Origin of the sequence: Cognatishimia sp. SS12 (assembly GCF_028369055.1) — a bacterium.
Classification (GTDB): domain Bacteria; phylum Pseudomonadota; class Alphaproteobacteria; order Rhodobacterales; family Rhodobacteraceae; genus Cognatishimia.
The window spans coordinates 24,670-39,654 of sequence record NZ_JAQNCZ010000001.1 but is presented as its reverse complement, the minus strand read 5'-3'; the positions used below and the strand labels follow the sequence as shown (position 1 = coordinate 39,654).

General features: G+C 61.8%; 15 protein-coding genes and 1 riboswitch. Of the genes, 6 read left to right on the top strand and 9 right to left on the bottom strand.

The genetic code is table 11. The features are described 5' to 3' along the window. The 3 genes from N6L24_RS00200 to N6L24_RS00190 all read right to left on the bottom strand — a co-directional run bounded on the left by N6L24_RS00200 (position 1) and on the right by N6L24_RS00190 (position 1,508). Positions 1-369: a hypothetical protein gene (locus N6L24_RS00200; protein WP_271842627.1), complete on the bottom strand. Its 369-nt coding sequence runs from the start codon at positions 367-369 to the stop codon at positions 1-3. Then, positions 362-946: an RNA polymerase sigma factor gene (locus tag N6L24_RS00195; protein WP_271842626.1), complete on the bottom strand. Its 585-nt coding sequence runs from the start codon at positions 944-946 to the stop codon at positions 362-364. The genes N6L24_RS00200 and N6L24_RS00195 overlap by 8 nt, the downstream gene beginning before the upstream one ends. Positions 947-1,040: 94 nt before the next feature. After that, the gene (locus tag N6L24_RS00190) at positions 1,041-1,508 is read right to left on the bottom strand and encodes an EF-hand domain-containing protein (protein WP_271842625.1); all 468 of its coding nucleotides are present in this window, start codon (positions 1,506-1,508) and stop codon (positions 1,041-1,043) included. A 246-nt stretch (positions 1,509-1,754) separates the two neighbouring features. Between N6L24_RS00190 and N6L24_RS00185 the strand changes: the two genes are divergently transcribed. Beyond that, a complete protein-coding gene (locus tag N6L24_RS00185) occupies positions 1,755-2,474 on the top strand; it encodes an NUDIX hydrolase (RefSeq protein WP_271842624.1) in 720 nt (239 codons plus the stop codon). Here the strand turns inward: N6L24_RS00185 and N6L24_RS00180 are convergent. The 6 genes from N6L24_RS00180 to cobO form a co-directional block, all read right to left on the bottom strand. Beyond that, positions 2,471-3,373, bottom strand: a complete 903-nt coding sequence (locus tag N6L24_RS00180; RefSeq protein WP_271842623.1) for a DMT family transporter — start codon at positions 3,371-3,373, stop codon at positions 2,471-2,473. The genes N6L24_RS00185 and N6L24_RS00180 overlap by 4 nt on opposite strands. A 60-nt stretch (positions 3,374-3,433) precedes the next feature. Beyond that, the gene (modC, locus tag N6L24_RS00175) at positions 3,434-4,522 is read right to left on the bottom strand and encodes a molybdenum ABC transporter ATP-binding protein (RefSeq protein ID WP_271842622.1); all 1,089 of its coding nucleotides are present in this window, start codon (positions 4,520-4,522) and stop codon (positions 3,434-3,436) included. Next, positions 4,519-5,226: a molybdate ABC transporter permease subunit gene (modB, locus tag N6L24_RS00170; RefSeq protein WP_271842621.1), complete on the bottom strand. Its 708-nt coding sequence runs from the start codon at positions 5,224-5,226 to the stop codon at positions 4,519-4,521. The genes modC and modB overlap by 4 nt, the downstream gene beginning before the upstream one ends. After that, complete coding sequence (gene modA, locus N6L24_RS00165) at positions 5,223-5,969, bottom strand: molybdate ABC transporter substrate-binding protein (RefSeq protein ID WP_271842620.1); 747 nt, start codon at positions 5,967-5,969, stop codon at positions 5,223-5,225. The genes modB and modA overlap by 4 nt, the downstream gene beginning before the upstream one ends. A 69-nt stretch (positions 5,970-6,038) precedes the next feature. Then, positions 6,039-7,487 (bottom strand): cobyric acid synthase, encoded by a 1,449-nt coding sequence (locus tag N6L24_RS00160; RefSeq protein ID WP_271842619.1) that lies wholly within the window; start codon positions 7,485-7,487, stop codon positions 6,039-6,041. A gap of 70 nt (positions 7,488-7,557) precedes the next feature. Continuing rightward, on the bottom strand, positions 7,558-8,175 hold the full coding sequence (gene cobO / locus N6L24_RS00155; protein WP_271842618.1) for a cob(I)yrinic acid a,c-diamide adenosyltransferase: 618 nt from the start codon (positions 8,173-8,175) through the stop codon (positions 7,558-7,560). A gap of 37 nt (positions 8,176-8,212) precedes the next feature. After that, positions 8,213-8,423: riboswitch (cobalamin riboswitch) on the top strand. Positions 8,424-8,505: 82 nt separating this feature from the next. On the opposite strand from cobO, the gene N6L24_RS00150 reads away from it, so the two are divergent. Genes N6L24_RS00150 through N6L24_RS00130 form a run of 5 tightly spaced genes read left to right on the top strand, consistent with a single transcriptional unit; the run spans position 8,506 to position 14,984 of the window. Continuing rightward, positions 8,506-8,889, top strand: coding sequence for a DUF1636 domain-containing protein (locus tag N6L24_RS00150; RefSeq protein WP_271842617.1), 384 nt, complete (start codon positions 8,506-8,508; stop codon positions 8,887-8,889). Continuing rightward, positions 8,886-9,923: a cobalamin biosynthesis protein CobW gene (gene cobW / locus N6L24_RS00145; protein ID WP_271842616.1), complete on the top strand. Its 1,038-nt coding sequence runs from the start codon at positions 8,886-8,888 to the stop codon at positions 9,921-9,923. Before N6L24_RS00150 ends, cobW begins: the two co-directional genes overlap by 4 nt. A 5-nt stretch (positions 9,924-9,928) precedes the next feature. Further along, complete coding sequence (cobN, locus tag N6L24_RS00140; protein WP_271842615.1) at positions 9,929-13,204, top strand: cobaltochelatase subunit CobN; 3,276 nt, start codon at positions 9,929-9,931, stop codon at positions 13,202-13,204. Next, on the top strand, positions 13,201-14,355 hold the full coding sequence (locus N6L24_RS00135) for a cobalamin biosynthesis protein CobG (protein WP_271842614.1): 1,155 nt from the start codon (positions 13,201-13,203) through the stop codon (positions 14,353-14,355). Before cobN ends, N6L24_RS00135 begins: the two co-directional genes overlap by 4 nt. Next, positions 14,355-14,984: a precorrin-8X methylmutase gene (locus N6L24_RS00130; protein ID WP_271842613.1), complete on the top strand. Its 630-nt coding sequence runs from the start codon at positions 14,355-14,357 to the stop codon at positions 14,982-14,984. Before N6L24_RS00135 ends, N6L24_RS00130 begins: the two co-directional genes overlap by 1 nt. Position 14,985: the final 1 nt, after the last annotated feature.

The following is a 14,985-nucleotide window of genomic DNA, read 5'->3' as shown; positions in this document are numbered from 1 at the left end:
TTACCCTTCCTCAATCGTAAAGCTGAAATCCCCGCCCAAATCGGAGAGATAATAGTCCGTGTCGCCGCCGACCACAGCCTGAAGCCCTTCAAGGGTCAACGTATCCGTGCCGGCAAAACCAATCCAGACGCTGGCCATGGTTGCAGCCACAAGCCCAGAGGTGCCTTGCCAGCCCCCGACGGCATCAAAAATTGCCCGCATCAAACTACGCCGCGGCCGATCTGCCACAACAGCCGGGACCGGTTGCAACGCGATCGCATCTGCCAAGACCCGCGCCATAAGATCGTCGCCAGGGGCGGCATCGGGGGCACCGCGCGCCTCTTCAAATAGATTGTTCAGCATGTCGTCCATTGGATCTTTGTCAGCCATCTGAATACCCCAATTCATCCTTGCGCCCGGCCAACAGCTTGGCCAAGGCGCGTTTTCCACGCGCGGTCAGACTTTCGACCGCTTCAACACCCACATCCATAATCTCGGCAATCTCGGGATTTGCCAGCCCCTCGATATGCCGCAAGATCACCGCCTGTTTCTGCCGTTCCGGCAGCTGGTTAAGCGCCAATTGCAGCGCATCGGTGCGGGCCTGATTTTGCATCGCTTCAGCGGCGCTGACAGCATCATCTTCGGGCTCTGGCACCGCATCCAGCGCCACGCCGCGCGTGCGGCGCAGTCGGTCCGTACAGAGATTGGCAACAACACGATAAAGCCAGGTTGTCACCTTGGCCTCCCCCTGTCGCCAGTTGGGGGCCTGTTTCCAAAGGCGGATCAACGCTTCTTGCGCGATATCCTCCGCCTCGGCGCGATCCCCGAGCATGCGAAAGGCATGGCCAAACACTTTGGGTGTCAGCCGCGCCGTCAGACTGCGCGCAGCCGCAACATCGCCGTTGGCATAAAGCACCAACAGGGCGTCGTCGCTGGCATCCTCAAAGCTGTCTCGCGGCATCTCCATCGTCCTGTCGGAGTAAACACTAATCAGGGGTTAGGCAATCGACTTGCGCGCTGGTCGGGGGATCAGCGCGCAAGCCTGAGGCAAGCGATTGGGATCAGCCTTCGTCAGCGTCTCCGCGTTTGCCTTTGCGCTTACCCTTTTTAGCGTCCAGCTCTGCCTGGCTGATTGCGCCGTCACCGTCTGTGTCCAACCGCTCAAACATGCGGTCCGCACGGTCACTTTCCGGCTGCATTTCCTCAAGACTCAGCACACCATCGCCATTGGCATCCTTGCGCTCGATCATACGTTTGGTACGCTCTGCTGTGGCGCGCTCGGACGCGGCGGCCAGTTCTTCTGCCGAGAGCATGCCATCGCCATTGGTGTCCACTTCGGCAAAGCGCGCCTGGGCGTGCGCTGCCATTTCTTCCTTGGTGATCTGCCCATCGCCATTGGCATCCAATTGCTCAAAGTTGATGCGCGCACCATGGTGGCCGCCTTTGCCGCCGCCCTTCGCCGACGCCACACCTGCGCCCAGCGCCAATGCCAGAGCTGTCACACCAGAGATCACTACTGCACGTTTCATTATGTCGTTCCTTTCGGTTTCTTTGCCTAAGATCAAAACCGGCTTGCTGCCCGTTTTCATAAGGTCAAACGCCGAGGCCACAGCTTTCCGTCGCCCAACGCGCAAAAAAAGCGTCGATAATTTGTAAGTCACTGACTTTAAATAAATAAAAATATGAAATCTTTCGCCACGTCACACGCCGCTGGGCTTGAACATTGCGCCGCCGCGGGGCAGATTTAGGGAGAAATCCGAAAAATGAGGCCGCAGATGACCGTCGACAAATCCGCGATACGCGATGCGGCCACCGTAATTGTGCTGCGCAACCGCTTTGACAACCCGCAGGTGCTGATGGGGCAGCGTGGGGCCAAAGCGGCCTTTATGCCGAATAAGTTCGTCTTCCCCGGCGGGGCCGTTGATGCAGACGATTATGCCATCACGCTGCAAACGCCGCTGCAAAAACGCTGTGCGGACCGGCTGCAAGAGGATCTGCGCCCAGAGACGCGGCCGGATGTCACCACCGCCCTGCCCGTCGCCGCGATCCGCGAGCTTTGGGAAGAAACCGGGCTGGTGCTTGGCAGCAAAGCCGCCTGGTCGACGCCGCCTCGAGATTGGGCAGACTATGCCGCGACCGGGCATCGCCCCAGCGCCGAGGCGCTACAATTTGTGTTCCGCGCCATTACGCCCCCCGGCAGGCCGCGCCGTTTTGATGCGCGTTTCTTCCTGCTGGACGCCGCAGCGCTGTCCGGGGATATCGACGATTTTTCCGCCGCCAGCGATGAGCTGTCGCATCTGCAATGGGTGCCGCTCGCCCAAGCGCGCCAATTTGACCTGCCGTTTATCACAGAGGTGGTTCTGGCCGAAATCGCGGGATACATTCATGATCTTGCCCCGCCTGCAACCATTCCGTTTTTCAAGAACGACGACGAGGCCGGTTATTTCAAACGGCTCAATGGCCGCCCGCCGCGCAAAGATGACCTGGGGGCTTAGCTGCCCAAAACCAATACGATCACGCTGACCGCAATCAGCGCGATCCCGAAATATTCGCGCAAAGAAATCTTTTCTTTGAAAAACAGCGTTGTCGCAAGCAGCCCAAAGATCAGCTCTACCTGCCCCACCGCCTTGACATAGGCGGCGTTTTGCAGCGTGAAGGCGGCAAACCAACCAAAACTGCCCGCCAGGCTGGTTAGCCCGACAAAACCTGCGGTGCGCCAGACGCTGAGGACGCGGCTAATCTCGGCGCGGTCGCGCAGGTATAGCCACAGCGCCATACTGACCAACTGCATCGATGTCACTGCGGCCAGCGTGACAAGTGCGCGCTCAAAGGGATCAGCGCTTTCAATCAGCAGCGAGGCGCCGCGATAACAGACGCCGGACACGCCAAACAGCGCCCCCGCCGCAAGACCCAATGCCGCGCTCGGGCTGACGATCCGCTGCCACCAGGGGCCGTTACCTTCGATCTTACCCGACAGCACCATCACCCCGGTCAGGCCAATCAGAATGGCAAGCAAGGCAAAAACCGAAATCTTGTCCCCCAACAAAACAAAGCCGATCAGGGCTGTCAGCAGCACTTCGACTTTCTTAAGCGTCAGCCCCACGGCGAAATTGCGGCGGCCAAACAGCATCACAACACAGACCGTGGCGGTGATTTGCGCCATGCCGCCAACGAACCCATAGGCCCAAAACCCGGCAGGCATCAGCGGCACGGGGACGTCGCGCACCCCCAGATAGACCGACGCCGCCAAGACCGCGAGGGGCGCAGAATAGACAAACCGCGCAAAGGTCGCCCCAGACGCAGACAGTTTGACCTGACTTAAGTGCTTTTGCAGCATGAACCGCAGGGTTTGAAAAAACGCTGCGGCCAGCGCGAGAAAGATCCATAATTCCATAGGCGGCTTATGCCCAAGCGTCTGCGGCGTGACCAATCAAGAATTGTGATACCCACGCGGTCAGCGGCCAAAGACCTCGGCTTCGGCGACGGCCACGGTTTTCACAACCGCAAAGACCTGATCCCCCTCGCTCAGCGCCATTGCTGCGGCAGAGCGCCCGGTAATGCGCGCCAGCAAATGCGCGTTGCCGCATTGCAATTGAACCATGACGCCACCGGCCTCACGACGGTGCAGCTTGCGAATGCGCCCTTCCAGCACATTCAGCGCCGAAATACCACTCGGGCGCGTCAAGCTGAGCATCACGTCCTGTGCGCGCACCCGAACGGTGACATTGCGCTGTGCGCCCACATCCGGATAGGGCAGCCAAAGTGTGCCGCCCGCCGCAGCAAGTTCGGTCAACCCGTCCGCGTGCTGCGCCACGACCCGGGCGCTAAGAATGGCCCCCATCGCGGCATCCCCCAAAGCATCAGCGGCCACCGGATCTGCGAAGACTTCGGCCACAGGGCCGACCCGCGCAACGCGCCCGTCTTTCATGGCCACCACCGTCGTGGCGAGCCGCGCCACTTCGGACACGGAATGGCTGACATACAGCATGGGCATTGCGGCCTGATCGCGCAGGCGTTCCAGATAGGGCATGATCTCCTGTCGCCGCGCCTGATCAAGGGCGGCCAGAGGTTCATCAAGCAAGAGCAGCTCTGGCTCTGCGAGCAATGCCCGCCCGATCGCAACGCGCTGTGTCTCGCCGCCCGAAAGCGCCTCCGGCATGCGCTGCAAAAGCTGCGCCAGCCCCAGCATTTGCACCACCGGATCAATGTCAGCGGCCTGAACCGGCAAACGTTGCGCCCGCCGCCCATAGGTCAGGTTTTGCAGCACTGTCATATGCGGGAACAGGCGATGATCCTGAAAGACATAGCCGACGCGACGTTTGCGCGTGGGCAAATCCACCCGCGCCGCATGATCGAAGAACAGTCGATCCCCCAAGGCGATGCGGCCCTGATCCGGGCGCAGCAGACCAGCGACGACGTTAATGACAGAGGTTTTGCCGACCCCCGACGGCCCAAAAAGCGCGGTGATCCCCTGCGGGGCTTCAAAGCGGACATCCAGCGAGGTGCCTGGATATCTGTGCTGAAAGGCGACCTGCAAACTCATCTGGCTGTCCTCTTGCGCGCCATGCGATGGGCCAGAACCTCAGAAATAATCAGGGCCCCCAACGCCAGCACAAGCGACATGATCACAAGTCGCGCGGCCTGCCCTTCGCCGCCCGGCACCTGAAGAGCGGCATAGATCGCCGAGGGGAGCGTTTGCGTCTCGCCCGGAATGCTGGACACGAATGTGATGGTCGCGCCAAATTCGCCCACAGCCTTGGCAAAGCCCAGAATGGCTCCGGTCAGGATGCCGGGCAGGATCAACGGCAGTGTCACCGTGACAAAGATAAAGGGTTTTGAGGCCCCTAGCGTGGCGGCTGCCGCCTCCAGCCCCGGCTCTGTGTTTTCAACGGCCAAACGTATGGCGCGCACCATCAAGGGAAAGGCCATGACAGCCGCAGCAAGGGCCGCGCCAGTCCAGCGAAACGCCAAGACAAGGCCAAAAACCTCTTCTAGCCAGGTCCCCAGCGGGGCGCGGCGGCCAAAAACCACAAGCAACACATATCCCGTGACCACCGGCGGCAGGATCAATGGCAGATGCACAAGCCCGTTCAGCAGCTGTTTGCCCCAGAATTGCCCGCGCGCGAGCACATATCCCACCCAGACGGCCAATGGCAGGCTGAGCAATGTGGCCCAAAACGACACTTTGAGCGAGAGGATCACCGCTTGCCAGCCCTCCGGCTCCAAAAAATCAGCAAACGCACTCATTGCGCGCCCCCAGACGCCGCCAGGTCGCCGGTTTGAAACCCATGGTCGGCAAAAATGTCGCGCGCTGCGTCCCCGGTCAGAAACTGCACAAAATCCTGCGCTTCTGGACGGGCATTGATCAGGGCCACCGGATAGCGGATCGGCGTGTGACGCGCCGCGTCGATCAGAGCAACCACATGCACGCGATCACTGGCGTGCGCATCACTTGCATAGACCAGCCCAAATTCCGCCTCCCCCAAAGCCACAAGCCGCAAGGCCGCGCGTACGTGATCGGTCTGCACCACACGCGGCGCAACATCGTGCCATATCCCCATGGCGGTCAGCGCTTCGCGGCCATAAATGCCAGCGGGCACCGCCGCAACCAGCCCCATGGCGAGCCGCGCCTCAGCCAACTGCGCCGGAAACGCTGCCCAATCAAAGTCCGTCACAGGTGTATGTGCGATCAATACCAAACGATTGCCCAGCAGATCGCGGCGGGTGTCCGGCACCAGCAGGCTCTGCGCGTCCAGCACATCCATCCATTGCTGATTTGCCGAAATAAACACGTCCGCTGGCGCGCCCTGACTGATCTGCCGCGCGAGCGACGCGCTATTGGCATAGACCGGCGTGACGGGCTTGCCGTAGGCGGCAATCACCTCATCCAGCGCCGATTTAAGGCTGGCGGCCGCAAACACCTTTGTATCAGCCTGCGCCACCGTGGCGCTGACGCAGAGGGCCAGCAGGAAATTCAGCAATTGACGCACGTTAGGTGGGCTCCGCTAGGTTTGGGCACTATTCCCGATGCCCCAGCCCAAGGCAAGCCATCTGCGGCTCTACCGCGCCAGCGCTAAGAGACCCGCAACATCCAGATGCGCCTCAAGATGGGCCGCAAGCGCATCCAATGTTGCCTCAACACCCTGCTGATAGCGCGCGCCAGAAGGGGCCGCGCCTAGCTGCGCCAGAAAGGCGGCGCGAAACATGTCATCGCCGAACATCCCGTGCAGATAGCTGCCCTCTATGCGCCCATCGGCCGATCGCGCGCCCTCGGCCCGCCCGTCCACCAAGGCAAATGGGCGCGTGCAATCTGTGCCATGCGTGCGGCCAATGTGAATTTCATAGCCGCTGAAACCCTGCCCGCTGGCGACATGCTGCGCCGCGACTTCAGTCAGGCGTTTGTCGGCCGTCATAGCCGTGTCGACAGCCAGCAAGCCCAGCCCTTCGGTGGTGCCAGCGGCACCTTCGATGCCGTCGGGGTCAGCAATGGTTTGCCCGAGCATCTGGTAGCCTCCGCAAATACCCAGCACATGGCCGCCGCGCCGCACATGCGCCATCAGATCAACATCCCAGCCCTGCGCCCGTAAAAACGCAAGATCACCGCGTGTCGATTTACTGCCCGGCAGGATCACCAGATCGGCATCCGCCGGGATCACTTGCCCGGCGCGCAGCATAGTCAGGCGCACGCCCGGCTCCTGCGCCAAGGGATCAAGATCATCAAAATTCGCAATCCGCGACAGACCAAGGCAGACGATATGCAGCCCCGCGGTCTTGTCGCTGCTGCGCAGATCCAGCGCGTCTTCGGCAGGCAGTCGCCAGGCATCGTCAAAATAGGGCAAGACGCCAAAGCCGCGCCAACCTGTGTGGGCGCTAATCAGCGCATAGCCGTCGTCAAACAGGCTGGGATCGCCGCGAAACTTGTTGATGACAAAGCCTTTTACCCGCGCCGCATCCTCGGGGCTGATCACCGCTTGTGTACCCACGATCTGCGCAATCACGCCGCCCCGGTCGATATCGCCCGCCAAGACAACCGGCACATCTGCGGCCTCGGCAAACCCCATATTGGCGATATCGCCCGCACGCAGGTTCACCTCTGCCGGGCTGCCCGCGCCTTCGACAATCACCAGATCATGCTGCGCTTTGAGAAGCTCAAAACTTTCCAACACCTTGGCCAAAAGCTGTGGTTTCAGCGCCGCATATTCGCGGGCTTTGGCGGTGACAAAGCGTTTACCCTGCACAACCACCTGCGCCCCGACATCAGATTCAGGCTTAAGCAAAACCGGGTTCATATGCACGGTCAACGGGATTTTACACGCAAGGGCCTGCAAGGCCTGCGCACGCCCGATTTCGCCGCCATCCGCCGTGACCGCCGCGTTATTTGACATATTCTGCGGCTTAAACGGCGCAACCGACAGCCCCCGCCGCACCGCCGCCCGGCATAGTCCTGCAACCAACATCGACTTGCCGACATTGCTGCCGGTGCCTTGGATCATGATGGCTTTGGTCATTTGGGGCCTCATTAATTACTGGCGCATTGATTGGCACGGAATGAGTTGGTCATACGCACAAAAGACGCGGTTAATACTCCACACCCTTCTGCGCTTTGATGCCATCCCTAAACGGGTGTTTTATCAGCGTCATTTCTGTCACCAGATCCGCTGCTTCGATCAGTTCCGGCTTGGCGTTGCGGCCCGTCAGGCAGACATGGGTCATCGCGGGTTTTTCCGTCAGCAGAAAGTCCACCACCGCGTCGATATCCAGATAATCATTGCGCAGGGCGATGTTGATTTCATCCAGCAAGACAAAGCGGTTGCTCTCATCCCGGATCAGCTGTTTGGCCAACTCCCAACCAGCTTCGGCTTTGGCGATGTCGCGTTCCCGGTCTTGGGTTTCCCAGGTGAAGCCCTCGCCCGACACATAGAATTTGCACTCTTTGGGGAAATGGGTTTCCAGAAAGTCCCGCTCGCCGGTTGCCATCGCGCCTTTGATGAATTGCACCACGGCGCAGGGCATCCCATGTGAGATCGAGCGCATGATCATGCCGAATCCAGACGAAGATTTGCCCTTACCCGGCCCGGTGTGCACCATGATCAGACCTTTTTCTTCGGTCTTGGTGGCCATCAGCCGGTCGCGCGCTGCTTTGATTTTCTTCATTTTCTCGGCATGACGGGCGTTTTGGTCAGTGTTATCGCTCACGCGGCATTCCTCTTTGCTTGACTCACTCCGCCCTATCGCGCATTCCCAACGGGCTGGTTCCTGCTTTAATGCAGGTGAAAAGGGAATGCGACAAGGGGATACCCCAAAAGCGCAGCCGCCCCCGCGACCGTGACCGGAAAGGTCATCCATAAAACCACTGGCCAAATGGCCGGGAAGGTTGGATGAGCGCTAAGGCTAAGGCCTTGAGATCCGTAAGCCGGGAGACCTGCCCGCACATATGACATGAAACCGGACGGGGTGTTCCGGTGTCGGGAAAACGTATGCACGTCCCCGCCCACTCGCCCTTGTCCTCCGAGCTGGAGAGACAAATTGACCGAGACTTTCGCGCCCGTAGAGCTGCTGGTCTGTGCGACCTGCCGCGCGGGGCAACCGACCGATATCGAGGGTCCGCGCCCCGGCGCACAATTGGCCGCCGCCCTGATCGAGCGGGATTGGCCCGCCCATGTCACGGTCAAAACTGTCGAATGCCTGTCCAATTGCGACAGCGGCTGTTCGGTGGCGGTGCGCGGCGGCAAAGATCGCTGGACCTATGTCTATGGCAATTTCACCGGCGCCGATGATGCCGAACTGGTGCATGACGGCATCGTTAAATACGCCGCGACTGACAACGGCCTTGTGCCCTGGCGCGAACGTTCCATCCATTTTCGCAAAAACTGTATCGCGCGCATCCCGCCGCTGGAGATCCCTGAATGAGCACTCTTGAAAAACTCCCCGTCACTGTGATCACCGGCTTTTTGGGCGCGGGCAAAACCACGCTCGTGCGCAACCTGATGCAGAACCCGCAGGGCAAACGTCTGGCGGTTGTGGTCAATGAATTTGGCGACGTGGGCGTGGATGGCGACATCCTGAAATCCTGCGCCATTCCCGATTGCCCGGCAGAAAACATCATGGAGCTGGCCAACGGCTGCATCTGCTGCACTGTCGCTGATGATTTCATCCCCACCATCGAAGCCCTGATGGCGCTGGAGCCACGCCCAGAGCATATCATCATCGAGACGTCGGGCCTTGCGCTGCCCAAACCGCTGCTTAAGGCCTTTGACTGGCCGGATATCCGATCAAAAATCACCGTGGATGGCGTGATCGCGCTGGCCGATGCCGAGGCTGTCGCCGCCGGCCGCTTTGCCACCGATGTCGCCAAGGTCGACGCCCAGCGCGAGGCTGATGACAGTATTGATCATGAAACGCCCTTGTCCGAAGTCTTTGAAGATCAGATTTCCTGCGCCGATATCATCCTGCTGACCAAACCCGATCTGGCTGGCCCGGACGGCGTGGCCAAGGCAAAAGAGGTCATCGCCGCGGAATCCCCGCGACCCATTCCGGTGGTCGAAGTGGCCGAAGGCGTGATGGACCCGCGCGTCATTTTAGGCCTGAATGCGGCCGCCGAAGACGACATGGAGGCCCGCCCCTCGCATCACGATGGCCATCACGATCACGAACATGATGATTTTGAAAGCGTTGTGATTGATCTGCCAGAACAGGTTGATGCCGCCCGTTTTGCAGAGCGGATCGAACGGCTGGCCAAAGACCAGAACATCCTGCGCGTCAAAGGCTATGCAGCGGTTAAAGGCAAACCCATGCGTCTCTTGGTACAAGCCGTAGGGGCGCGGGTACGCCACCAGTTTGATCGCCCGTGGAAACCCGAAGAGGGCCGCCGGGGCCGCGTTGTTGTCATTGCCGAGCACGATGACATCAAGCCAGACGCCATCTGCGCCGCCTTGGTGGATTAACCACGATGCATGTCGTCTTTCGCGAAAGCCACGGGTTAGAGGAAACCGACACCCCCATGGATCTGGGCCAAAGCCCGGCTGATCTGGTGGTGCTGTCGTTTTCTGACAGTGATCTGGGGGCTTTCGCGGCAGGCTGGCATCGCGCCAAGGGCGAGCTGCCGTCCTTGCGGCTGGCAAATCTGGCCGCATTGAAACATCCGCTATCGGTCGACACCTATGTCGAGCAGACCTTGGAGGGGGCCAAGGCGATATTGGTGAGGCTGATTGGCGGGCTGCCCTATTGGTCCTATGGCATTCAGCAAGTGCAGGATCTCGCGCGCCGCAAGGGTGTTGCCTTGGCGGTGCTGCCTGCCGATGGGCGGCCAGATTCCCGACTGGATGACGTTTCAACCCTGCCAAAATCAACGCTCACCCGGCTCGCCCACCTTTGTGACACCGGCGGCGCGGTCGCCGCGCAAGCCGCGCTGGCGCAATTGGCGCTGGCCGCCGGATTGGCGGCAAAACCTGTGGCCGGCAGCAAAGCCCTGCCCGACTTTGGCGCTTGGCGGCCTGATGTTGGCCCGTGTGAGGCCGTGGCGACGAGCGGTAGGCCGTTGATTGTTTTGACGTTTTATCGCTCCTACCTCAGCGCGGCTGACATGGCCCCGATCGAAGCATTGGCCGCGGAGTTCACCGCCAGTGGCTATGAGGTCTTGGGCATCTATGCGCCAAGTCTCAAGGCCCCCAAAGCCGCGCGCTGGATCGCCGAAACACTGAAAACGCTCGCGCCAGCCGCCATCGTCAATGCCACTGCCTTTTCCGGTAAAGGCGCTGATGGTACCTCGCCGCTCGATGTTACCAACGCACCGGTCTTTCAGATCGCGCTGGCCACAAGCCGCGAAAAAGCCTGGCAAGACAGCGACCGTGGGCTGGCACCAGCGGATCTGGCGATGCACGTCGTGCTGCCCGAAGTGGACGGGCGGCTGTTCGCCGGTGTCACCAGCTTTAAGGAGCCTGGCAAGAAAGATGCGCAGTTGGAATATGCGCGCTTTGGCCATCGTCCGCTGGCAGATCGGATCAGCGCCTGCGTGCGCAAGGTTGACCATTGGGTCACGCTGGCGCAAACGCCATCGCGCAAAAGGCGCATAGCCTGTGTTTTATCGACTTATCCCGGCGGGGATTGGAACATGGCCCATGCCGTGGGGCTGGATGCCCTCGCCAGTGGCGACGCGATTTTGCAAGATCTGGCCAAAACTGGCTATGACGTCCCCAGCGGCCCGCGCCTTGCGGACGGTTTACAATCTGCCAAGCACCGCTGGCCGCTCAGCGACTATTTGGCTGCATTGGCCACCTTGCCGGACGCCCTGCAGTCAGATCTGCGCACCGCTTGGGGCGCACCGGAAGAGGATGCACTTTGCCGGGAAGGCGCGTTTGAATTCGCGGCGCTCACGCGCGGCAAGATCACTGTCACCCTACAGCCCGAACGCGGCGCAGCACACGACCGGGTCGACAGCTATCATGACCTCGCGCGCACCCCGCGCCACAGCTATGTTGCCTTCTATCTTTGGCTCACCACACAGCAACGCATCCATGCACTGGTACATGTCGGCGCGCATGGCACGCTGGAATGGCTGCCGGGAAAATCAGTTGCCCTCTCGCGCGACTGCTGGCCCGAGGTTCTGACGGCGGATCTCCCCGTCATCTACCCGTTTATTGTCAACGACCCCGGCGAAGCCGCGCAGGCCAAGCGGCGCATTGGCGCGCTCACGCTGGGCCATGTTCCCCCGCCGCTGAAAAACAGCGCGGCCCCTGCCCGCTTTGCCCATCTGGAAAACCTGCTGGATGAGTTTTCCAACGCCGACGGGCTGGACCCAAAACGCCGCGACCGATTGCAAGATGACATTCGCGCTGAAGCCGAGGCGCTTGGGCTGGCGGATCAACTTGGGATGGATGCGGCCACCACTTTGGCCGAGGCCATCACCCGCATCGACACCTTTGTCTGTGACATCAAAGAAAGCCAGTTCGGCGACGGGCTGCATGTCTTTGGCCGTCCGCCCCAGAACCAATCTGCTTTTGACGCCGCGCCCTCCGCCACCGCTGAGAGTGCCGCCTTGCTCAGCGCGCTTGAGGGGCAGCGAATCCCGGCAGGCCCGGCAGGCTCGCCGTACCGCGGGCGCACCGACGTTTTGCCCACCGGGCGCAACCTCTTCACCACCGATCCCCGCGCAGTGCCGAGCCGCGCCGCCTATGCGCAGGGCGTGAAACTGGCCGAAGAATTGGTGCGCCGTCACCTACAGGACGAAGGCGACTACCCGCGCAACCTGATCGTGGATCTCTGGGGCAGCGCCACCATGCGCACGGCGGGCGAAGAATTCGCCATGGCGCTGCACCTGCTGGGGGCCAAGCCGGTCTGGGATGACGGATCAGAACGGGTGTCGGGCGTTGAAATCCTTCCCATATCCTTGCTGGAGCGCCCGCGCATAGATGTGACCCTGCGCGTTTCCGGCCTGTTCCGCGATGTCTTTCCGGGGCTTGCGGCCCTGTTTTCGCAAGCCGTACGGGCGCTTTCTGAGCGCGAGGAAGCTGCGGACTGGAACCCGTTTTTTGGCGCATTCCCCGCCCCACGTGTCTATGGCCCAGCGCCGGGCAGCTATGGGCTGGGCATGGGGCAGCTGACAGATTATGGCCCCGCCGCGCAGTCCGAAGCGGGGGAGGCTTGGCTCAACGCCTCCTCTTGGGCGCTGGACCAGCAGGACCCCCGTCAGGATGCTGCCGGCATTCGCAACCGTGTGGCCGCCGCCGACAGTTTTGTTCATCTGCAGGACCTGCCGGAAACCGATATTCTCTTGTCGCTGGATTATGCCAGCCATGAGGCGGGATTTGCCGCGGCGCAATCCGTGACCGGCGGCAGCGCCGCGCTCTATCATCTGGACAGCAGCGTACCCAGCCGCCCGCGCGCCCGCGCCCTGGACGAAGAAGTCGCCCGCGTCGTGCACGCCCGCGCCACCAACCCCGATTGGTTGTCGGGCATGATGCGCCACGGGTTTCGCGGCGGGGCCGAGATTGCCGCCACGCTTGAAAACATGGCCGCCTTCGCCCATCTGGCGGACGCTGTACACCCGGCGCTGTTTGACGCCTATCATGAGGCGACGCTGGGCAATGAGCAGGTTGTGGAGTTCCTCAAATCAGAAAATCCCGGCGCGCTGGCCGCGATGCAGGCCCGCTTTGCCGCGCTCCATGCCGCCGGGGTGTGGCAGAGCCGCCGCAATTCCATCATCGCCACGCTGGACGCAACCCCATGAGTCGCCCGACCGCCAAAGGCTGGTGCCCGGGTGCCTATCAGCCAATGTTGTCCGGCGATGGGCTGGTGGTGCGCATTCGCCCCATCCTCGCGCGGCTGACGCGGGCGCAGGCCCTGGGGCTTTGCGGGCTGGCGCAGCGCTATGGCTCGGGCATTATCGACGTCACCAGTCGCGCAAACATCCAGTTGCGCGGCGTTGATGCGGCGCAGCATGACACGCTGCTGACCGCACTGGTGGATTTGGATTTGCTGCCAGACGATCCCGCCATCGAAGCGCGGCGCAATATCCTTGTCGCCCCCGATTGGCCCGAGGGCGGCCTGACCGAACGGCTGGCCCGACAGTTGATCACACGCCTGACCGACCTGCCCGCATTGCCAGCCAAGTTCGGCTTCTCAATTGAGGCGGACGCCGCCCCTATGCTGGGCGACGCCTCTGCTGACCTTCGGATTGAACGCGCTGGCAGCGGGCTGATCCTGCGCGCCGAGGGTTGCGCCACAGGGCGCGCGGTCACCGAGGCCAATGCCATTGATCAACTGATAGCGCTTGCGCATTGGTTTGCTGGTTCTGGCGGGCAAGACGCAAAGCGGATGGCGCGGCACCTGACCACCACAGAGCTTCCGCCCGAATGGCAAGGCGACGCGCCTTTGAAACCGCGCGCGCCCTTGGCCGCTGGCCTGAGCCCCGGCGGCACCGCCTATGGCGTCGCTTTTGGGCAGATCAACGCTGCCGCGCTCGCGGATCTCATCGAGAAAAGCGCCTGCCGCGCGCTGCGTGTGACGCCCTGGCGGCTCATCGTGACCGAAGACGCAGCGCCTTTGGCCGACCCTCCCCCGGGGCTTCTGACCCAGGAAAGCGATCCGCTGCGCCGCCTCCATGCCTGCCCCGGCGCGCCGTTTTGCGCCAGTGCAACGGTGCAAACACATGCATTGGCACGGCGCATGGCCCAAGCGCCGCAGTTGCCGGGCGGCCGTCTGCATATCAGCGGCTGTGCCAAAGGCTGCGCCCACCCCCGCCGCGCGGGCACGACTCTGGTGGGGCACGACGGTAGGTTTGATCTTGTCCGCGATGGCCTGCCATGGGATGACCCGGACGATCGCGGCCTGACCGATACCGAAATTCTGACCCGCCTAAGCGAGACCGGAGCCCTCTAATGCCCTATGAATACGAAAAGAACGGCCAAGCCATTTATGATGAAAGCTTTGCCACCATCCGGCGCGAAGCGGATCTGGCCCGGTTTGACGCGGACGAAGAACAGGTGGTCGTGCGCATGATCCACGCCGCTGGCATGGTCGGGCTGGAGCAGCACGTGAGATTCACCCCCGGCATGGTGGCCACGGCGCGGCGGGCAATGGAAAATGGCGCGCCCATTTTATGTGATGCGCGCATGGTTTCAGGCGGCGTCACCCGCCCACGTCTGCCCGCAGACAACGAGGTGATCTGCACCCTGCATGCCGAGGGCATCCATGCGCTGGCCGCTGAAATCGGCAATACCCGTTCGGCCGCCGCGCTGGAGCTGTGGCGCGACCGGCTTGAGGGTGCGATTGTCGCCATTGGCAATGCCCCTACCGCGCTCTTTCACCTCTTGAACATGCTGGAAGATCCCGACTGCCCGCGCCCGGCCGCGATCATCGGCCTGCCCGTCGGCTTTGTCGGCGCGCGCGAAAGCAAAGACGCGCTTTGGGCGGCTCAGCCCGTTCCCTGCATGATCGTGGAGGGGCGTTTGGGCGGCTCGGCCATGACCGTCGCCGCGATCAATGCCATCGCCAGCCGAAAGGAATGAC